Below are 20179 nucleotides of genomic sequence, written 5' to 3' on the forward strand. Positions count from 1 at the left end.
AAGGGGCGACCGTCGCGATCGCATGCCGTATGGCAGACAGAGAATGCGCACGGAGCGCCAAGAACAGATCTCCCCCCGGATCCTGGACTCCCCGACGCTCGACACGGGAACGCAATGCCCCGGACCCAAAAGGGGAGTCACCGCGATAATGGAGCCCGATCCACAGGATTTCAAGCCAATCGGGGATATCCCCGCGCAGTGTTTGCCATTCCGACAAGAGGCTGTGACGGAAGTGGCGGAAACCCACCTGCCAGAACGGCCTGCCGAAATCGGAGTTCCGCCTTCCGGGCCCCGCAGCCGCGCATCTACGTGTCGTGCTGCCCCGAGGAACCGCGGCGATGGCACCCCACCAGATGCGTATCGACCAGGCCGATGGCCTCCATGAGGGCGTAACTCGTGGTGGGGCCGACGAACCGGAAGCCGTACGAGCGCAGTTCGGCCGCCAGGGCCTTCGACTCGGCGGTCCTGGTGGGGACTTCGGAGACCGTACGGGGCACCGGGGTGCGGACGGGTTTGTGGGACCAGATCAGCCGGTCGAGTCCGCCGTGCTCGCGCAGCTGCAGCACGGCCTGCGCGTTGGTCCGTGCCGCCTCGATCTTCGCGCGGTTGCGGACGATGCCGGCATCGCCCATGAGACGTACGACGTCCCCGTCCGTATACGCCGCGACGGCCTCCGGGTCGAAGGCGTCGAACGCCGCGCGGAAGGCCGGGCGTTTGGCGAGAATCGTCAGCCAGCTCAGCCCGGACTGGAAGGCCTCGAGAGTGATCCGCTCGAACAGCGCCTGCTCGCCGCGGACCGGCAGTCCCCATTCGGTGTCGTGGTACTGCTGGTTGAGCGGGTGCGAGACGGCCCACAGGCAACGCCCGAGCCCGTCCTCCCCCACGACGGCTTCCCCCTCCGCCGGCCGGGCGTCCGGCTCGCTGCCGGTTGTACTGGTCACGCACTCACTCTCTCTTCCACCGCTGCCCCCGGGACAGCCTCACAACGCGCCGTTCCTCCGGTCCTTCCACCGCGCGTACTGCCAGGGCAGGCACACCGCGCAGGGCCGGTGCCCCGCGGCGACAGCGGTTTCTTCATCGGCGAAGAAGACCCGATGCCGTACGTAATGACCGCGGGCGAGGGCACGCAGCGCGGAAGGACAGTCGAGTCGCCCGTACAGCTTCAGATTCCCCCGCCGGTATCCGCCGAGGGAGCCGGGCATGGCACTCGGATAGGACCGACCGTCGCGCCCCGTCAGGGTGTACGTCGTGTCGGCCATGAGCCGAGTGTGCACGCCCGGCGGCCAGGGATCCGGCGGTATTCGGACGTCGTGCTACCGCTCGGCGCCCTGCGGGTACCAGCGCAGTTCCACGGTGTTGCCATCGGGGTCCGCCACGTGGACCGACTGTGCCTCACCCCGCGCGGCCGGTCGACCAGATCGATGATGGTGGTCGGGCTGACCCGCGCCGACGGGAACGCGGCATCACCGCACATTGAGCACCAGGTGTGCGAACTCCTTGACTCGCATGAGGCTGTGCAACCTTCCGTCTGCCGTGGAGTATGTGCGCGTCCTCGCCGGCGTGGTGGAACTCCAGGAACTCGCCGAACGCCGGGCAGCGGCGGTGCAGTGCCAGTCCCAGCCCGGTGCCGGCGGTTCGCCGGGTCCGGGCCGGGCATCCGACGGCGGAAGCGAAGGGCAACGACCACGCGATGCCGCCATATGGCACCGCCGTGCCGTCCGTCACGGACGCGACATTCGAGAGGGAGGTGCTGTGCTCCGAATTTCCCGGGCGCGCGCGAAGCGGCGGTTGCGGCAAGAGCTCGCAGGCGTGGTGTGCCCGGTTCCCGTCGTAGCGGGACCGGGCGGCGCGGGCCCTCGGGCGTCTGGGTATCGTGACGCCGCGTGGGCGACAGCACGGTGTGGACGGTGGCGATCGCGGCGCTGACCGGGGGCACGGCGGTGCTCGCCAGTTGGGTGACCAGCCGCGGCAGTACCCAGGCGGCCAGGATCCAGGCGGAGACCGCGGCGCGCTCGCAGCGTGCCGAGCGGCTGCGCGAGAGCCGCCGCGCGGCCTATCTGGATCTGATCGAAGAGACCCATCTCATGGGCGAGTTGTTCTGGGACATAGCGGCCGCGCTCCGTCTTCCCGACTCCGCGGACCGTACCGCGGCCCTGCGTACGCTGCACGACCGTCAGGTCGCCGGGTACGGGAAGATCCGCCGCTGCGCGCGTGTCGTGGAACTGGAGGGACCGCCCGCTGCGGCCGCCGCCGCGCTCACCGTGCAGAAGAGGACCGGGCCTTTCCATGCGGCCCTCACGGCCGCGCTGTCCGGCGACCGCGACAGCCACGCCGCGTTCGACGCCGCTTTCAGCCCTTTCTGGAAGGCGTTGGAGGACTTTGTGGAGGCGGCCCGCACCGCCCATCAGCGGGAGTGAGGCGCCCGGCCGGCCGGGGCCGCGGTCCATATGGACGGGCCGTTTGGCGCCGGGGCGAATCCTCAATACGATCCGGCGATGATCATAAGAAAACGGCTGGCGGCCGGGGTGTGCGGGCTGCTCGCCACCCTGGCCGTCGGGCTCCTTCCGGCCTCCGCCGTCGCGGACGAACCCGATGCGAAACCCTCCCCCAAAGTCGAGTTGGTACTCGACGTCAGCGGCTCCATGCGGGCCCGCGACATCGACGGACAGTCGCGGATGTCCGCGGCGAAGCAGGCGTTCAACGAGGTGCTGGACGCGGTCCCGCACGAGGTGCAGCTCGGGATCCGTACCCTCGGCGCCAACTACCCCGGTGACGACCGCAAGCGCGGCTGCAAGGACACCAAGCAGCTCTACCCGGTCGGCCCGCTCGACCGGACCGAGGCCAAGACGGCGGTGGCGACGCTCGCCCCCACCGGCTGGACCCCGATCGGCCCGGCCCTGCTGGGTGCGGCCGATGACCTCAAGGGCGGCGACGCGACCCGCCGGATCGTCCTGATCACGGACGGCGAGGACACCTGCGCCCCGCTCGACCCCTGCGTAGTGGCGCGCGACATCGCGTCCCGGGGAATCCACCTCACCGTCGACACCCTCGGCCTGCTGCCGGACGCCAAGACCCGTGACCAGCTCAGCTGCATCGCCGAGGCCACCGGCGGTACGTACACGTCGGTCCGGCACACCGGTGAACTCCGCAAACGCGTCCATCAGTTGGTGGACAGAGCCGCCAGACCGGTGGTCACGCCGGTGGCGACCAAGGGCGCGGATCAGTGTGACGGTGCGCCCAAGCTGACGCCCGGTCTCTACAGCGACCGCGAGAAGTTCGCCGAGCACCGCTGGTACCGGGTGGACGTCCGGCCGGGCCAGGAACTGCGGGCGTCGGTGAGCGTCGCCGCGGACCGCACGGTCAACAACGACTACGGGGTGCTGCTGCGGGCCTCGACGGTCCATGGCCGGGAAATCGTGCGGGGGTCGGAGGCCGGCAGCGGCCGGACCGATGTGATCTCGTCCGGGCTGCGCTATCCGAAGTCGTCGGACGATGCCGCCGAGGGGGACGACAAGCCCGCGGCGGAGACGGTGTGCCTGCAGGTCAGCAACTCCTTCTCGGCGCCGGCCTCGGTCAAGACCGCGCCCGGTCTGCCGGTCGAGCTGACCGTCGACCTGGTGGACGCGCCGCATGACGCCGCGGACATCGCCTCGTTCGGCCTGGGGCGCGGCTGGTGGCTGCTGGGCGCGCTGGTGCTGACCGGTCTGGTCGCCGGGCTGGTGTGGGGCTGGATCTCGCGCTGGCGCATTTCCGTCTGGAGGACCAACTGATGCGTATCGTGCAGGGACTTACCGGACGGATACGGACCCGGCGTGAACGGGCCCTGGGCGCACGGACCTGGCGTGTACCGGCCGGCCGGGTGCTGACGTCCTGTGTCGCGGCGGGAGCCGCACTGTGGGGTGCGGCGGGCATGGCCGCGGCGGACAGCCCCACCCCGGCTTCCAGTGCCTCCGCTTCGGACGCGAGCGGCGACGGGCCGACCGAGGCCGGTACGTCGTTCCGTACCGCGACGGCGGTCAAGCCGGGCCAGCGGGCCACGGCCGACGCCTCGACCGGTGACTACCTCTACTGGGTGGTCCCGGTGGACCAGGGGCAGCAGGCCACGGTGCGGGCCAAGGTGACGCTGCCCAAGGCCGCCCGGCGCGGCACCGCCACCTGGCAGCTCGATGTCTACGACGGGCTGCGGCGCCGCCAGGCCTGCCGGTACGGGGCGCAGACCAGGGCGGCGGCGCAGGACGCGTCCTCCGTCGAGCTGTCGTGCACCCTGCGGACGGTCCGCGGCTGGGCGGAGCCGTGGGCGAACGATCCGCTGCCGGGGAGCTATTACGTACGGCTGACGGTCGTGGATCTGCCGCAGGAGGACCTCGGACAGCCGGTGCACGCCGAGGTCCGGGCCGATACGGCCGAGGCGGGCGGTGCGCAGGCCGTCGACGGTTCCCTCGCCGCACCGCTCGTGCCGGGCGCCGGCACCGCGACACCGCAGGACGAGGCGACACCGCAGGACGGGGCGAGCGCATCGCCGGACCGGGCGACGGCTCTGGCCGAGCCGGACGGCGGCTGGTCCTCCGGCTGGTGGTCCGACCGCTGGATCTGGACGGCGGCCGGCGGGCTGCTCGCGGCCCTGGCCGGGATCTGGGGTTACTCCCTGACCCGCGGCTCCGGCCGTCCCTCGCGGGTGCCGCCGGGCGCCTGACCTGCCGTACCGCCTGACGAAGTCACCGCAGCCCCGCGCTGCGGTGACTTTTGTCTGTGCTCCGCCCTATCCGAAAGTGACGGACGATTGGTGACTTTCCGCAGCTGTGCGTAATCGCTCGGCGCTCTACCGTCGATATCAGGAGCCGGGACGCGGGAAGGCACGGGAGGGGGCGACCAGCGGGCGGGAGAGGGAGGAGTGGCCTGGGGCTCAGGCGCGGAGGAAGGTAGAGGGTGTGGAACGGAGCGAGACCATGAAGGACGTCATCACGGTCGGTCTGGACGGTACGCCCGAGTCGTTGTCCGCCGCGCGGTGGGCGGCTCAGGAAGCGCGGCTGCGCAACGCCCGGCTCCGGCTGCTGCACGCCTGGGTCATGCTCGCGCCGGAAGAGGCCGCCCACCCGGTCGACGAGCAGGACCAGAACTACTGGCCGCACCGGATCATGGACGAGGCGCGAGCGACCGTACAGGCGCAGGAGCCGGACCTGCCACTGGACGAGGCCCTGGTGACCGAGGACCCGTTGGAGGCCCTGAAGAGCGCCGCCGGGGAGTCGGACCTGCTGGTCCTCGGGTCGCGGGATCTGGGGCCCCTCTCGCGCTATGTGCTGGGCGAGACCGGGCTGCAGATCGTGGCGCAGACGGAGACCCCCGTCGTCCTAGTACGGGCCCGGCAGGAGACGGCCGCGACCGAGCGCAACGCCGATGTGGTGGTCGGGGTGAGCCTGCACGAGCCCTGCGAGGCGCTGCTCGCCTTCGCCTTCCACAGCGCCGCGCGCCGCGGCGTCACGCTGCGGGCCGTCCACGGCCGGCACCTTCCGGCGCATGCGTACAACCGCGGTGGCGGAGTGGAGCCGTACGCCGCGGAGATGACGGCGAAGGACGCCCAGGGGGAGCTGACCGAGGCGCTGCGGCCCTGGCGGGAGAGGTTCCCCGAGGTACGGGTGGCGGAGCGGGTGGAGCTGGAGAGTCCGGCGTCGGCGCTGCTGCACGGCGCCGAGGACGCCGGGCTGCTGATCGTCGGACGCCGGCACAAGCGCCGGATGCTGGCGGCCCGGATCGGACATGTGGTGCAGGCGGCGGTGCATCACGCGCCCTGTGCGGTGGCGGTGGTGCCGCACGAGTGACGGGCCGGCGGCGGCGGGCTGACGGACCGAGGGGCCGGCCGGCAGGAGGAAGCGGAGGCAGACCATGGCGACGACAACGGAGTGGGACGTGCGTCTGTACCTCTCCGAGGAGAACGGGACGACCAAGGCGCGGGTGGAACTGGACACCGGCACCATCGCGCTCACCGGGCACGGCATCGCCCGGTGCAGTCCCCAGGACGTGGACGTCCCGGTGATCGGGGACGAGCTGGCGGCCGGGCGGGCGATGCACGATCTGGGCTCGAAGCTGATCCAGGTGGCCGATCACGACATGGCAGGCGTCGGCGCACCGCCGCCCGAGCGCCGGCCGCGACAGGCGTACGGCTGGATGAGCGAGATGGCGTGACCCCGCGGCGGGTGCCCGCCTGCGCCCGGTGCTGCTGTCCCGGCTCTCCCCAGGACACGTCCGGCGTGCGACCGTCTACGCACGGGCGGAAGGCGGTGGTGTGTGATGCGGCTCCCGATGGTTCTCGCACGGCTCCGGTGCGGCCCGCTGCGGCGCGGTTGTGATGTGGCGGAGTCCTGGCTGGTGCTGGTCACCGCAGTGCTGATGGCGCTCGCCGCCCCGGCCGCCGGGGTGACCGCGGCGCATGCGGTGGCCGATGCGGCCGCCCGGCAGCACCAGGACCGGCACGGCGTCACCGCCGTCCTGACCGAGGATCCGCCGGCCCGTATCGGGGCGGACCCCACCGGCGGCGTCGGCGGCCGGGCGCACGCCACGGTGCGGTGGACTGCCGCCGACGGCACGTCCCGTACGGGAGAAACCAGGGTTCCCACCGGCCTGCGGGCCGGCGACCGGACCACGGCCTGGCTCAACGAGGACGGCGCGCTGCTGCGGGACCCCGTCACCGAAGTGGAGGCCACGATCCAGAGCATCGCGATCGGCACGGTGGCGGCGGGCGGCACCTGTCTGCTGCTGCTCGCCGCGGAGCGGGCCGGCGGAGTGCTCATCGACCGCCGCCGCTCGGCCCTGTGGGAACGGGAGTGGGCAGCCGGGGACGCCCAGTGGGGACGCCGGGAGCGGGGCAGCCCGTGACGAGCGGCGGCCATGACCCATCGGTCAGGTTCTCATGCCCGGCTGTTCGAGGAGTGTCCGTGCGGCGAGCGCATGGGGATGTGCTGGGCCGAAGGCGGCGTCGCAGGCCCGTACCGCCGTCTCGGCCAACGCCCTCGCCTCGTCCCAAGTGATCTTTTCCGGGCGGGAGTTGGTGCCGACCGTGCGGTCCAGGAAGCGGACGACCGGTGCCGGGAACATCCCCACCCCCCGCGACCGGCTCGCACCCTCCTCGCGCAGGGAGCGGACGGCCGCCGTCATCACCTCCGCGTGCGCGAGGCGGAGCAGCGCGGCATCGCGCGGGCGGTCCCGGTCGAGTTCGGCCCGCTCCCGGTAACTGAGAGCGTCGCGGACCAGCGCGAGCGCTTCCTCCCACAGCCGCTGGCGTCCCAGCGCGCGGGCGCGCCCCAGCTGGGCCAGCATGTACGCCGGGTGCAGCGCCCCCAGGACCCGCCAGCGCAGCCCGGCGGCCGAGTGCAGCAGCCGCTCGCACTCGGCGTAGCGGCGCAGCCCGTACAGGGCGTCGGCGAGGGCGTGCTGCACATCGGCGGCCTGCGCCAGGACGTGACAGTCGGCCGCGGAAAGCCCGCTGGTGAACGGGCCTTCGGCGTTCTCCCGGAGGATCTCGAGCAGGGACGGGCCGGTACGCCCGGCCAGCGACAGTCCGCGCCCGGCCGCCGCCCGCTCCGCCTGCGCGAGCACCGGACGCAGGACGGCTTCCGCCTCGCCGAAGTCGCCGCAGCCGGTCCGGAGCCGCCCGAGCGCCAGGCCGTCGGCGACCGCCGTCCCCGTGGCCGCCTCCGCGATCCGTACGGCGAACGGCAGCGCCTGCGCATAGCGTCCGCGGCTCTCGTACGCGTCCCGCAGACGGCGTGCGGCGGTGCGCGCCGGTTCGCCGCCGGAGCGCCAGAGCAGCGCCATCGCATGCGGGGCGAGCAGGTCCAGCGCGGGGCCCTCCGGCGAGCGCAGCAGGGCGTGGTCCAGCAAGGCCGCGGCATACGTGGAGAGCTGTCCGCGCTGGTCGTCCGTCAGTTCCCGGGCGGATGTGGCGAGCGCCGACGCATCCGGTCGCAGGCACGGGATGTCACCGGCGTCGTCCGGCAGCGCGCCCAGCTCGGCCGCCACCCGCTCCACGGGCAGTTCCGGCATCCGGACGGCGGCGACCGCCTCGGGGGACAGGACGGACACCGGGAGCGGGGCGTCGGCGAAACACGCCAGCAGATGCCGCAGCGAGAGCCGCGCCGCCTCTCCGGGTGCGGGGGAATCGCCGCCCTGCCGATAGGTGATGTGCAGATCACGGGCGGCCTGATAGATCCGCGCCGCATCCCGCCCGTCGGCCCGGAAGGACGGCTCCTCGCTCGTCAATCCTGCACCCGCAGGTCACGGCCCGCCTGATAGATCCGGGCGTTGCCGTCCGCGCGGGCCTGCAACTGCACGCTGCGCGGGGCGGCTTCGGGCGGCAGCGTCCCGCGCGCCTCGTCCAGGAGGCGCCGCAGCTCGGCGGCGGCCGACGGATCCTCGCGCAGCACCCGCAGCAGCCGTCGCTGCCACTCACCGGCCAGTTCCCGCTCGGTCTCGTCCCCGCCCTCGTCCGCCTCCCTGGCCTCGACGAGTTCGGTGCGGGCCGCGTCGAGGTCCCGCCCCACGGCGTCGGCGTCGGCGGGCCGCAGCCGCCGCCACAACGCCACCACCCCGTCCCGGGCCTGCCCCCAGGCCTCGGTCACCATCAGCCCGACCAGCGCCGAACCCGCACTGGCAAGCATCGGATCCATTTGCCCCACCCCCTGAACTCGTAGTCTGCAACGCCCGGTTGCACCCGCTCAAGCCTCGATCGCGGCGACGCACGCCCGTACCGGCGGGCTCTCGTTGAGGGTGAGCCAGGCGGCGCGGACATCGCGGCGCAGCGGCGGACGGGTGTGCAGGAAGCGTACGCCGGGCGGGGCGGGGTGGCGGGACATCGCGGGGATGAGGGATGCGGCGAGATTGCGGGCCACCAGAGCGAGCTGGGTGAGGTGTTCCGCCACCGAGTAGCGGATGCCGGGTTCGACGCCGCGGGCGCGCAGGGCCTGGACCAGGGCTTCGTAGGGCTCGGTGCCGGGTGGGCAGCAGGCCCAGACCGTGTCCGGGAGGTCCGCGAGGTCGACGCTCTCGCGGTCGGCGAGGGGGTGGCGGTCGGAGACGGCGACGTAGACGTCCTCGCTCACCAGGGTGCGCAGGGTGACTCCCTCGGGGACGGTGAGCGGGCGGTTGGCCCAGCTTTCGATGAGCAGCAGGTCGAGTTCGCCGCTCAGCAGCCGGGGCAGCAGGTCGACCGCCTCGCCGTCGACGACGGTCGGGGTGAGCCGGGGGTGTTCGGCGGCGAGGGCGGCCAGTGCATCGGGGAGGAGGGTGCGCACCGCGCTGCCCACGCCGCCGATACGGAGCGGGCCCAGCACCTCGTCGCCCAGGTCGGCAAGGTCCGCCTGTGCGGCGGCGAGCTGTGCGAGGAGCCGGTCGGCGTGCCCGGCCAGGATCCGGCCGGCATGGGTGAGGCGGACGCTGCGGCCGTGCGGCTCCAGGAGCGGGTGGCCCGCCTCGCGCTCCAGTTTGGCCAGTTGCTGCGATACGCCGGAGGGCGTCATATGCATGCTCCGGGCGGCCTGCGCGATCGAACCGTGGACGGCTACGGCGGCGAGGGCGCGGAGCCTGTCGAGAGTGAACACGTTACGGATGCTACCGAGTACCCGGATCACATCATCGCTTTTTGTTCTGAGTTCGGACCGGCACAGTGGATTCATGATGTGGGAGGAGAGGGTGACGGAGACGTTGCCGGAGACGTCGGGGAAGAGACCGGTGGAGAAGCCGTCGCCCGGCCGGGCCTGGCGCGGCGGTCCGGTCGTGTCGGCCGTCGCGGGCTCCGCCTGCATCTCGGCCTCGGCCGTCTTCATGAAGCTGTCCGGTACGAACGCGGGCACCGCGGCGTTTCTGCGCTGCGGGCTCGCGCTGGTGGTGCTCGTACCGCTCTCCTGGCGCGAGGTGCGCCGGGCCGGCACGCGGCCGCTGCGCCATGTGCTGATGGACGCCGGTGCCGGGGTGCTGCTCGGCGTGGACATGGTGTTCTGGGCGGCCAGTGTCCTCACCGTCGGGGCGTCGGTCGCCACGGTGCTGCTGAACGTCCAGGTGGTGTTCTTCCCGCTGCTGGCGTGGCTGGTGTCGGGGACGCGGCCGTCCGGGCGTTTTGCGTTCATGGCGCCGCTGATGCTGGCCGGTGTCGCGTTGGCGAGCGGCGCGGCCGGGCACGCGCAGCCGGGCAGCCATCCGGTCGCCGGGGTGGCGTTCGGGACGGTGGCGGGTGTGGCGTATGCGGGCTATCTGTTCCTGATGCGGCTCGGCGGCGGGCGGGGGCACACCGTGACGCCGGTGTGTGTGTCGACCGCGTCGGCGGCCTTCGCGGCCGCGGTGACGGGCGGGCTGTGGACCGGTATCGACCTGGCCCCCGGCCGGGCCGCCTGGGGCTGGCTGATCACGCTCGCCCTGGTGGGCCAGGTGCTGGCCTGGCTGCTGATCACCACCGCGCTGCCCGAGCTGGCGCCGAATGTCGGCGCCGCGCTGTTGCTGCTGCAGCCGGTGATGGCCTTCGCCCTCGGCGTCGCCATCGGCGAACGCCCGACGCTCACCCAGGTGGGCGGCTGTGTGCTGGTGGTCGCGGCCGTCGGGTACAACAGCCGGGCGGGACGGGGCCGTACACGTGGCCCGGGGAGCTCACCAGGGCGCCGGCCCGGCTGATGCCATGTCAACTGGCGACCCGGTCCCGCGCTTGTGTTCACCGGGACCGCGACACGCCGGAGCCGGGTGCTGAGGGGGGCGAAGCCGGGGGCTCACTTCCTGCGGTACAGGGACTCACCTCCTGCGGAAGAGGAACTCCGGTCCGTAGGTTCGGCCGCTGCCGTCGGGGAGGGGGATGACGACGATCTCCCCGGCGATCTCGCGCATCTTCCCCATGGCGCCGATGGCCTTGCCGATCGGCTGCTGCGGGCTGCTCCAGGCGTCCTGCAGGGCCTGGAGCATGTCGGTGTAGGTCTCGTTGAAGCCGTCCAGCAGTGTCTGGGTCGTCGCGTTCGGGCGGTTGACGGGGTCGTTCTGCCAGCCGCCCCGCGGGACCATCGCCACGGGATGAGCCTGCGGCAGTTCCACCACCGGTCCCGTGAACTCCCACCTTTCGGTCGTGGGATTCTTCACCAGTTTCTTTCCGTGGTACATCTCCCGGAAGGTGTAGTAGTGCGAGAGTTCCCCCTTCTTCCCCGGGAAGGGATTCTCGGGGGAAGTGCTGGTCCCCTCCCCCTGTTCCTTGATGATCTTGATTGCTTTCTTGACGTCCTCGATTTTTGTGATCGGCACGATGTCATTTCCCTGGCCGTGCTTCGCACCGAGCGGAAATTTCACCTGCCGCTCCCCGGTGAACTCGACCTGGGAAGTGCGGAACGCATCGAGGATCGCGTCGTAGAAAACGCCGATGGAGGAGTAGGTCTCGCCCGGCCGAAGCCCTTCGGCGCGCATGGTGATGACGGGCGTCTCGGGCTTCTCGATCTCGGAGAAAAGTTCCACGGAGTCGCGGTTCAGCCCGCTGAGGAACGCCCGGATACAGGGGCGTACGCCGCCGGGGAGCGGGCCGGGGTATTTCGGGACCACCGCTTCGTCGGCGATCAGCGGAGTGCCACCGATGGTGGTGAGCATGTTGCACACCAGGCCGAAGTGGGACATCTCATCGAAGATGATCTCGCGGATGTCCTGGTAGATCTCGATCTCCATATCCGGCGTGCGGTCGATCGACCACAGGGCGGTGGAGTACGGCGGAATGGTCGCCAGCTCGATCAGCACGGCCTGCTGCAGGGCCTCCTTGAGCCACTCCACGTCCCGCTCCTCGTCGGGCGCGCGCAGCAGCCGGGTGATGGCGTCGCTTTCGTAGCGGGCGGCAATGGTGGTCATCGGTACTCCCTTCGTCTTTCCCGCGGATGCACCGGCGGGTGCAGTGGCGGATGCAATGGCGAATGCGGTGGGGGACGCAGTGGCGGTGGAATGTGCGATGACCCACCGCCTTCGTGACACTGCTCGTTCGTCGGCGCAGGTCACCATCATGCGCACCGTCGGCGGAACGAACTCACCGATACGAGCGAACGGTTGCTCTGATCGGCTCTCGTGCATATGCGGGCCGCACAATTCGATGTTGGGCTGGCGCCACAACCGCATGCCGGCTCCCTTTGGCGTGCCTTTGCGCTCTCCCCTGTCCGCTTCCGCATCCGTGTGCCGGAGGCCGTATCCGCCTGCGCGTGACGGCCCGGTGCCGCCATTTTCCGTGAAGGAGAGAAGTGACCACCATCTCAGTGCGCCCGACCGCTGCCCCGGAAATCGAGCAGCTTCCGGAGCCGCCCTTGCGCCGGTCCAGGGAAATCCAGGGCAACATTCTGGCCGCCTTCAACAAGGACTACATGGCCTTCCGCTATGTGCGCTTCCCCGACGGCGCGGGCGGCCGTGGCTGGCTGTCCGTCATGCTCAACACCGTCTCGGTGACCGCCGCGGTCGAGGACTTCAACGAGGAGTTCTCCCTGTCCCGCCGCGCCTACGGACAGGATCCGTCCATCACCGCCACCTGGGTCGGGGTGTCGCTGACGTACGAGGGTCTGCTCCAAGTCGCCAACAGACCCGCAGATGTGACCGCGGATCTGGAGAGCTTCACCGCATTCACCCAGGGCCCGGCCCGGCGGGCGGCGGATCTCGGCGACGACGGTACGAGCGCGCCGCAGTACTGGCTGTTCGGGGCGGACAACAGCGGTGTCCACGCGGTGCTGATCGTCGCCGCCGACACGGCGACGGCGCTCAACGAGAAGCTCGAGAACATTGCCGCCGCGGATGCGGCACACGGAGTGACACTCGTCCACCAGGACGACGGCCGCACCTTGTCGGGCGATCTGCGCGGCCATGAGCACTTCGGCTACAAGGACGGCATCTCCCAGCCGGGGGTGAAGGACTTCCATCGCGAGGACCGGGATCACCCGGGGCACCGGGAGAACCGCCAGGGGACCGTCCTGGTCGAGCCCGGCGAGTTCGTCTTCGGTCACAAGAGCGAGAGCGGACAGCCGCCCGCGGCACCCGCCTGGATGAACAACGGCTCCCTTCAGGTGGTGCGCCGGCTGCGGCAGGACGTCAGCGGCTGGAACCAGGCCGTCGTCCGCGAGGCGGAGAAATTCACCCCGCGCACCATCTCCCCCGATCTTCTGGGTGCCTGTCTGGTCGGCCGTTGGAAGTCCGGCAAGCCCCTCGCCAAGCCGCAGAACCCGGTGACCGGGACCGGCTCGGACGACAACGACTTCACCTACGAGAACGACCCACAGGGCGAGTACACCCCGTGCGCCGCACACATCCGCCGCACACACCCCCGTCACTTCGAGCGCAGCCAGCGGCGCCGCATCATGCGCCGCGGTATTCCCTACGGCCCCGAATACACGATCGCCGACGACGAGAGCGACCGCGGCCTGATGTTCGTCTGCTACGGCACCTCGCTGGAGCAGCAGTTCGAGTTCGTCCAGAAGATCTGGTCGAACAACCCGGATTTCGTGCCCGGAAACGACACCGCACCGAACGGCATCGACAAGGTGACCGGCACCGTCACGGGGGAATACCCCGGCACCCCGGACGCCCACATCGTGCTGGCCGACGGCTCGGAAGGCACCGTGAAGATGCAGCGCTTCGTCCAGACCACCGGCGCGGTCTACGCCTTCACTCCGTCCGTCTCCACCCTGCGCAAGCTTGCCGCCAACCAGCCGCTGAACACGAAGGGCTGAGCCACGATGACCCACCCCAGCACCAACGGCTTCCGGCGCGTGCACACCGGAGTCGAGCGCGCCACCGAGCGGGCCTATGAGCAGCTGGCCAGGGAACTGCTGCTGGTCGGCCCCGAGCCGGCCAACGAGGACCTCAAGCTGCGCTACCTCGACGTACTGATCAACAAGGGGCTGGAGCCGCCCGCGGCACGCAAGCGCATCCTGATCGTCGGGGCGGGCATCGCCGGTCTGGTCGCCGGCGACCTGCTCGTCCGCGCCGGTCACGAGGTGACGATCCTGGAGGCCAACGCCAACCGCGTCGGCGGCCGGATCAAGACGTTCCACGCCAAGGACGGCGAACCGCCGCCGTTCGTCGATCCCGCGCAGTACGCGGAGGCCGGGGCGATGCGCCTGCCCGAATTCCATCCGCTGACCCTGGCGCTGGTCGACAAGCTCGGTCTCAAACGGCGGCTGTTCTACAACGTCGACATCGACCCGAAGACCGGCAATGAGGCCCCGCCCGTACCGCCGGTGGTCTACAAGTCGTTCAAGGACGGCAAGATCTGGACGAACGGCGCCCCCAACCCCACGTTCCGGGCGCCGGACAAGCGCTACCAGACCTGGATCCGCACCAACCGCACGCAGGTGCGCCGTGCTCGGTACGCCCAGGACCCGACGACGATCAACGAGGGCTTCCAGCTGACCGGCTGCGAATCACGGGTGACCGTCTCCGACATGGTCAACGAGGCGCTGGAGCCGGTGCGCGACTACTACTCCGTCAAGCAGGACGACGGGAAGCGGATCGACAAGCCGTTCAAGGAGTGGCTGAAGGGCTGGGCCGACGTCATCCGTGACTTCGACGGCTTCACCATGGGCCGCTTCCTGCGCGAGTACGCCGGCTTCAGCGATGAGGCCATCGAGGCCATCGGCACGATCGAGAACATGACCTCGCGGCTGCACCTCGCCTTCTTCCACACCTTCCTGGGCCGCAGCGACATCAACCCCCACGCCACGTACTGGGAGATCGAGGGCGGCAGCCACCGCCTTCCGGAGGAGCTCGCCAAGGGGCTGCGCGACCGGATCGAGATGGGCCGGCGGATGGTCCGGCTGGAGTACCACGACGTGGCGCGCGACGGCCACGCCGGCGGGCTCACCAGCCCGACCGACCCCGTCGCCATCCAGACCGTGGCCGAGGACGACCCCACCGGCGCGACCAAGACCCATTACGCCGATCTGGCGATCGTCACCATCCCGTTCTCCAGTCTGCGGTTCACCACCGTGACCCCGCCGTTCTCCTACAAGAAGCGCCGCGCCGTCATCGAGACCCACTACGACCAGGCGACCAAGGTGCTGCTGGAGTTCTCCCGCCGCTGGTGGGAGTTCACCGAGGACGACTGGAAGGAGGAGCTGGAGAGGATCGCGCCCGGTCTGTACGAGTACTACCAGCGCTGGGGCGAGGACCCGGCCGAGGCCGCGCTGGCGCTTCCGCAGAATCTGCGGAACACGCCCACCGGACTGCTCGGAGCCCATCAGAGCGTGGACGAGAAGCTCATCAGCCGGGAGCAGGTGGACTATCTCCGCAACTCCCCGCTGCGCGACGGCGTACGGCCCCCCACCCATGTCTACGGCGGCGGCTCCACCACCGACAACCCCAACCGCTTCATGTACTACCCCTCCCACCCGGTTCCCGGCAGCGACGGCGGCGTGGTGCTGGCGAGCTACTCCTGGTCGGACGACGCCGCGCGCTGGGACTCCTTCGACGACTCCGAGCGCTACGGCTACGCCCTGCGCAACCTCCAGTCCGTGCACGGCCGGCGTATCGAGGTCTTCTACACCGGGGCCGGCCAGACGCAGAGCTGGCTGCGCAACCCGTACGCCTGCGGTGAGGCCGCGGTCTACACCCCGCACCAGATGACCAGCTTCCATCTCGACGTGGTCCGGCCCGAGGGGCCGGTGTACTTCGCCGGGGAGCATGTGTCGCTCAAGCACGCCTGGATCGAGGGCGCGGTGGAGACCGCCGTCCGTGCCGCCATCGCCGTCAACGAGACGCCGCCGCCGGAGGGGACCGCCTGGCTCGCCGCCGCGGCGGAGCGGCCGCGCGAGGAGGTGCTGACGTCATGACCACGTCCCGGACCTGCACGGTGGCCGAGTATCTGGCCGTCCGGCTGGAACAGCTCGGCATCACCCATCTGTTCGGCGTCCCGGGCAACCATCTCGGCCCATTTCTGTCGACGCTGCACGAGAAGACCAAGGTGCACTGGGTGGGCACCCCGACCGAGGGCGGCGCGGGCCAGGCCGCCGACGGTTACACCCGGGTGAAGGTCGCCGATGCCGAGATCGCACTCGGCGAGCAGGGCATCGGCGCGGTCGCGGTCACCTACGGCGTGGGCGCCTTCAACCTGCTCAACGCGATCGGCGGCGCCTATACCGAGTATGTGCCGGTGATCGCGATCAATGCGGCCCCCACCTACGAGGAGTGGCTGAACCAGCGGGCGATCGGCCTGCTCACCTCGCATATGTCGCAGCGCCCGGAGTGCAACCTGGACGTCTACCGCCAGGTGACGGTGGACGCCCAGGCCATCTCCAACCCGGGTCTGGCCCCCAGCCAGATCGACGGCGCCCTCACCGCCTGTCTGACCCACCGCCGGCCGGTCTACCTGGAGGTGATGGAGGACGTCTGGGAGGCCCGGTGCCCCGCGCCGCGCGGCCGGCTGACACGACGGGAACGGCCGCTCACCACGAAGAACAAGCGCATGCTCGACGCGGCGGTCACGGCCTGCATGCAGCTGGTGAGGGACCACGACCACAACCCGATCCTGTGGGCCGGCGAGGAGATCGACCGCTTCAATCTGGCCGGGGAGTTCGAGTCTCTGGTCCGGATGACCGGCATCCCGTACTGCACCACCGTCGGCGCCAAGTCCGTCATCTCCGAGGACACCCCGGGCTTCTCCGGTGTCTACAACGGCAAGGCCAGCGATCCGAAGGTGGCGGACGTCTTCCAGAACGCCGGCTGCCGCATCGGCCTCGGCTCGTGGGCGACGTCCAAGAACCTCGGCGGCAAGCGGTCGATCGGCGAGGACTGGGCGGTCGCCGCCCACGAGGGCGTGCATGTCGGCGCCTCGTACTTCCCGGACGTGCAGCTGGAACAGTTCCTGCCCGCGCTGCAGGACGCCTTCATCGAGTACTTCGGCGTCGGCTACTTCACCGCCGACTACTTCGCCGCCGCGCACAAGAACGGCCTCGACGTCCCCGCCACCACCGACGCCTATCTGGCCTCGCTGACCGGCGGCCCTTACCCGGAGAGGGTGACCTACGACAGCCTCTTCCGGCATGTCAACGCCTTCCTCGCCTCGCAGACCGTCGAAGGCCCCGGCGAGCGGACCACACCGTTCACCGTGATCAGCGATGCCGCGTTCGCGCTGATCGGCTCGATGAACCTGCGGATGCCGGAGCGCGCCTCGTACGTGGCGCAGAACAGCTGGCTGTCCATCGGCTACTCGGTCGGCGCGGCCACCGGGGTGGCGTTCGGCCGCCGGCACGCCAGGAAACGCCCCATGGTCTTCGTCGGCGACGGCTCGTTCCAGGAGACCTGCCAGGAGATGTCCACGCACACCCGGCACGGGCTGCGCCCGGTGGTGTTCGTCCTGGACAACGAGGGCTTCTACGGCATCGAGCAGATGCTGGTCCACCCCTGCTACTACAAGGAGGGCACCCCGCCCTCCGACGGCGCCGACTTCTACAACGAACTGCACCCGTGGCAGTACGAGAAGCTCGCCCAGGTCTTCGGCTCCGACAAGCACCCGATGTACGGCTGCACCGTCGGCACGCACAGCGAGCTCGCCGCCCTGCTGGAGAAGATCGCCGAACCCACCCACGAGATCAACCGGGGCCCCGTCGTCGTACGGGTCCAGCTGAAGCGGCACGACTACCCCAAGGCACTCCAGTACAAGATCACCGAAAACTGCCCGCCGCCCGTCGGCACCGCTTCGGAAGGGACCGCACGATGACCCCGAACGGAAAGCAGCCGTCGCCGGCGGGCGCCCCCGCCGGCGACGCCGCGAAGGTGCTCCGGCACGCCATGAGCGGTCTGTCCGGACCGGAGGCCACCGGGTGGACCGGCACCGTGGGGGCCGACGGCTCCCCGGGCGAGGGCGAGAAGGTGCTGATCCTGGGCGCCGGTGTCGCGGGCCTGACCGCCGCCTACGAGCTGAGCCGGCTCGGCTATCAGGTCACCGTCCTGGAGGCACAGAACCGCGTGGGCGGACGCAACCGCACCGCGCGCAAGGACGACGAGCTCTATGAGATCGACGGCAAGGGCGGCACCACCCTCACCCACACCTGCGCCTTCGACGACGGCCTGTACCTCAACCTCGGGCCGGGCCGGATCCCGTACCACCACCGCCGGGTGCTCACCTACTGCCGTGACCTCGGGGTGGAGCTCGAGCCGTACATCATGGAGACCACGGCGAACCGGGTCCGGCCGCCGGGGGCGACGGTGACCTGGCCCAACCGCCGGGTCGCCAACGACACCCGCGGCCATCTCGCGGCAAAGCTCGCCGAGACACTGGTCAGCAAGGACGCCTTCACCGGTGAACTGCGCGATCTTCTGCGGGTGTTCGGCGCGCTCGACATCAACGGCAAATACCGCGGCTCCACCCGCTCCGGCTATCTGGACCAGCCCGAGATCGAGGAGTGGCCGGTACCGGCCCCGCCGCTGTCGTTCGAGGAGCTGGTGAACTCGCACTTCTGGAAGGCCCGCTTCTACCAGCCGGTGGACTATCTGTGGCAGGCCACGATGTTCCAGCCGGTCGGCGGCATGGACCATATCGTCAAGGCGCTGGCCCGCGAGGCCAAGCGGGCCGGTGCGAAGATCGTGCTCGAGGCGGAGGTCCGCACCATCGGGCTCCGCGATGCCGGACCGGGAGCCGTGGTCACCTACCGCAAGGGCGGCGAGGAGTTCTCCGCCGACGCGCGCTACTGCGTCAGCAACATCCCACTCCCGGTGCTCCGCGGCGTCGCCCTGACCAACTTCTCTGACCCGTTCGCGAAGGCGATCCGCGCCGTGGAGTTCGAGAAGACCTGCAAGGTGGGCTGGCAGGCCAACCGCCGCTTCTGGGAAGGCGATCTCGGCGGCCTGGACGACACCGAAGGAATCTACGGCGGCATCAGCTGGACCGGGCACAACATCACCCAGCTCTGGTATCCGTCGAACGACTACTTCACCGACAAGGGCACCCTGACCGGCGCCTACAACTTCGAGGAGGCGGCCGAGGACCTCGGCAACCGCACGCCCGGGAAACGGCTCGAGCTGGCCCGCCAGGGCGCCGTCGAGCTGCACCCGGAGTTCAAGGACAGGAAGCTCGTCCCCGACGACAAGGGCGTGACCATCGCCTGGCACAAGGTGCCCTTCCAGCTGGGCGGCTGGGCGGCCTGGAAACCGAACGAGGAGGCCCACAAGAAGGCCTACCGGCAGCTGCTCCAGCCCGAGGGCGACGACACCTTCTATGTCACCGGCGACCAGATCTCCCCGCTGCCCGGCTGGCAGGAGGGGGCCATGATGTCCGCCCACTACGTCATCCAGCAGATCCTGGGGATCATGCCGCTGACCGCACCCGAGGAGGTCGCCGTACCGGACTCGGTCGCGCTGACGCAGGGTCTGCACTGACGCAGAGTCTGTATGGCGCAGGGTCTGTGCCGGCGCAGGCCTGTGGTGACGGGCGGGAGGGGCGGGGCGGCCGTGTCCGGGCTCCTCCAAGGATGCGGGCATGGCTGTCCGGGACCCCTCCCCCTCCCCCACTCTCGGCTTCGCTCGGTGAAACAGGGCGGCTCGCGAGAACACCGGGGCGCTGCAACTGCGCCCCGGACGACGCATCGGCCCGCCAGTTCGAGCAATTCCTCGACCGCGTGCTGGAGTTCTTCGAAACCTGGGCGTCAGCACCTGCCGCCTGGAGGCGTTCCACACCCCTGACGACTGGTGCTGTGCGAATTGACGTCTCCCCCTCGGTGAACAAGGGGGATCTCCGCCTGGCCGTCGTTGGTGAGCAGCGGCCTTCGGATGGTTCCTGTTTCCTCGACCACCGCCCGGCTTGCCGGGTCTTACACGGTCTCCCCAGGCGTTTTACGTGTCGGCCAGCCCGGCCGCCACGATGCTCCGCCCCTCAAGGCGGAGGTTGTACTCAGCATTCTGGTCCCGGTCGTGGAAAGTGCCGCAGTCGCACGTCCACCTGCGCGTCCGCAGCCCTTCCTTTGTCCACCCGGACCGACAGCGGCCACCAGGGTTCCGTCGTGGGAATGGTCGCGGCGTCCAGCGCCGGGGGCGGCGTCGTCTTCGCTTGGCGGTGATGCCGTGACGCCGCGCTGTCGGCGCCTCGTGAGCCCGTGCCCCCGTCTCCTGGTTCCCAACCTTGCAAAGTGGTTTCGGACCTGGCGCGGAGCTGGGGGCATTTGCCGCTGGTGTGGTCACACTTGCGAAGGCGGGGGGACGGACGCCGTGA

17 protein-coding genes and 1 pseudogene are annotated in these 20179 nt (G+C 70.5%); 11 read left to right on the forward strand and 7 right to left on the reverse strand.

Annotated elements, in window-relative coordinates; genetic code table 11:
* Positions 1–305 precede the first annotated feature (305 nt).
* From ADL29_RS14050 to ADL29_RS46580, 3 genes and pseudogenes are all read right to left on the reverse strand, one after another.
* Positions 306–941, reverse strand: a complete 636-nt coding sequence (locus ADL29_RS14050; protein ID WP_053923979.1) for a DNA-3-methyladenine glycosylase I — start codon at positions 939–941, stop codon at positions 306–308.
* A 39-nt stretch (positions 942–980) separates the two neighbouring features.
* Entirely contained in the window at positions 981–1259 is a 279-nt protein-coding gene (locus ADL29_RS14055; RefSeq protein ID WP_053923980.1) for a hypothetical protein, read from the reverse strand.
* Positions 1260–1313: 54 nt separating this feature from the next.
* A pseudogene (locus tag ADL29_RS46580) lies at positions 1314–1412 on the reverse strand (VOC family protein); the annotation flags it as partial.
* Positions 1413–1883: 471 nt separating this feature from the next.
* Between ADL29_RS46580 and ADL29_RS14060 the strand changes: the two are divergent.
* The 6 genes from ADL29_RS14060 (at position 1884) to ADL29_RS14085 (ending at position 6870) form a co-directional block, all read left to right on the forward strand.
* Positions 1884–2417, forward strand: a complete 534-nt coding sequence (locus tag ADL29_RS14060; protein ID WP_053923981.1) for a hypothetical protein — start codon at positions 1884–1886, stop codon at positions 2415–2417.
* A 78-nt stretch (positions 2418–2495) separates the two neighbouring features.
* Positions 2496–3770, forward strand: coding sequence for a VWA domain-containing protein (locus tag ADL29_RS14065; RefSeq protein ID WP_053923982.1), 1275 nt, complete (start codon positions 2496–2498; stop codon positions 3768–3770).
* A complete protein-coding gene (locus tag ADL29_RS14070; protein WP_425424236.1) occupies positions 3770–4693 on the forward strand; it encodes a hypothetical protein in 924 nt (307 codons plus the stop codon). Before ADL29_RS14065 ends, ADL29_RS14070 begins: the two co-directional genes overlap by 1 nt.
* A gap of 253 nt (positions 4694–4946) precedes the next feature.
* Positions 4947–5816, forward strand: coding sequence for a universal stress protein (locus tag ADL29_RS14075; protein ID WP_053924027.1), 870 nt, complete (start codon positions 4947–4949; stop codon positions 5814–5816).
* 64 nt (positions 5817–5880) lie between these two features.
* Positions 5881–6180 carry a DUF1876 domain-containing protein gene (locus ADL29_RS14080; RefSeq protein WP_046925527.1) on the forward strand — a complete coding sequence of 100 codons (300 nt, stop codon included), beginning with the start codon at positions 5881–5883 and terminating at the stop codon, positions 6178–6180.
* Between the two features lie 117 nt (positions 6181–6297).
* The gene (locus ADL29_RS14085; protein ID WP_425424240.1) at positions 6298–6870 is read left to right on the forward strand and encodes an Rv1733c family protein; all 573 of its coding nucleotides are present in this window, start codon (positions 6298–6300) and stop codon (positions 6868–6870) included.
* A gap of 24 nt (positions 6871–6894) precedes the next feature.
* Here the strand turns inward: ADL29_RS14085 and ADL29_RS14090 are convergent, their stop codons facing one another.
* Genes ADL29_RS14090 through ADL29_RS14100 form a run of 3 tightly spaced genes read right to left on the reverse strand, consistent with a single transcriptional unit; the run spans position 6895 to position 9815 of the window.
* Positions 6895–8253, reverse strand: a complete 1359-nt coding sequence (locus ADL29_RS14090) for a tetratricopeptide repeat protein (protein WP_053923983.1) — start codon at positions 8251–8253, stop codon at positions 6895–6897.
* Positions 8250–8660, reverse strand: coding sequence for a hypothetical protein (locus tag ADL29_RS14095; RefSeq protein ID WP_053923984.1), 411 nt, complete (start codon positions 8658–8660; stop codon positions 8250–8252). The genes ADL29_RS14090 and ADL29_RS14095 overlap by 4 nt, the downstream gene beginning before the upstream one ends.
* A gap of 48 nt (positions 8661–8708) precedes the next feature.
* Positions 8709–9815 (reverse strand): LysR family transcriptional regulator, encoded by a 1107-nt coding sequence (locus ADL29_RS14100; RefSeq protein WP_245689387.1) that lies wholly within the window; start codon positions 9813–9815, stop codon positions 8709–8711.
* Here ADL29_RS14100 and ADL29_RS14105 point away from each other — a divergent pair.
* Positions 9814–10653 (forward strand): DMT family transporter, encoded by an 840-nt coding sequence (locus ADL29_RS14105; protein WP_245689388.1) that lies wholly within the window; start codon positions 9814–9816, stop codon positions 10651–10653. The genes ADL29_RS14100 and ADL29_RS14105 overlap by 2 nt on opposite strands.
* A gap of 114 nt (positions 10654–10767) precedes the next feature.
* On the opposite strand, the gene ADL29_RS14110 is transcribed toward ADL29_RS14105, so the two are convergent.
* Positions 10768–11853, reverse strand: a complete 1086-nt coding sequence (locus tag ADL29_RS14110) for a ferritin-like domain-containing protein (RefSeq protein ID WP_053923986.1) — start codon at positions 11851–11853, stop codon at positions 10768–10770.
* 380 nt (positions 11854–12233) lie between these two features.
* Here ADL29_RS14110 and ADL29_RS14115 point away from each other — a divergent pair, with 380 nt between their 5' ends.
* Genes ADL29_RS14115 through ADL29_RS14130 form a run of 4 tightly spaced genes read left to right on the forward strand, consistent with a single transcriptional unit; the run spans position 12234 to position 19350 of the window.
* On the forward strand, positions 12234–13706 hold the full coding sequence (locus ADL29_RS14115; protein ID WP_211274314.1) for a Dyp-type peroxidase: 1473 nt from the start codon (positions 12234–12236) through the stop codon (positions 13704–13706).
* Positions 13707–13712: 6 nt separating this feature from the next.
* The gene (locus tag ADL29_RS14120; RefSeq protein ID WP_053923987.1) at positions 13713–15806 is read left to right on the forward strand and encodes a flavin monoamine oxidase family protein; all 2094 of its coding nucleotides are present in this window, start codon (positions 13713–13715) and stop codon (positions 15804–15806) included.
* Complete coding sequence (locus tag ADL29_RS14125) at positions 15803–17692, forward strand: alpha-keto acid decarboxylase family protein (RefSeq protein ID WP_053923988.1); 1890 nt, start codon at positions 15803–15805, stop codon at positions 17690–17692. Before ADL29_RS14120 ends, ADL29_RS14125 begins: the two co-directional genes overlap by 4 nt.
* Entirely contained in the window at positions 17689–19350 is a 1662-nt protein-coding gene (locus ADL29_RS14130; protein WP_053923989.1) for a flavin monoamine oxidase family protein, read from the forward strand. The genes ADL29_RS14125 and ADL29_RS14130 overlap by 4 nt, the downstream gene beginning before the upstream one ends.
* The last annotated feature ends 829 nt before the right edge of the window (positions 19351–20179 follow it).

The sequence above is a fragment of the Streptomyces chattanoogensis genome (genome assembly GCF_001294335.1).
Classification (GTDB): Bacteria; Actinomycetota; Actinomycetes; order Streptomycetales; family Streptomycetaceae; genus Streptomyces; species Streptomyces chattanoogensis.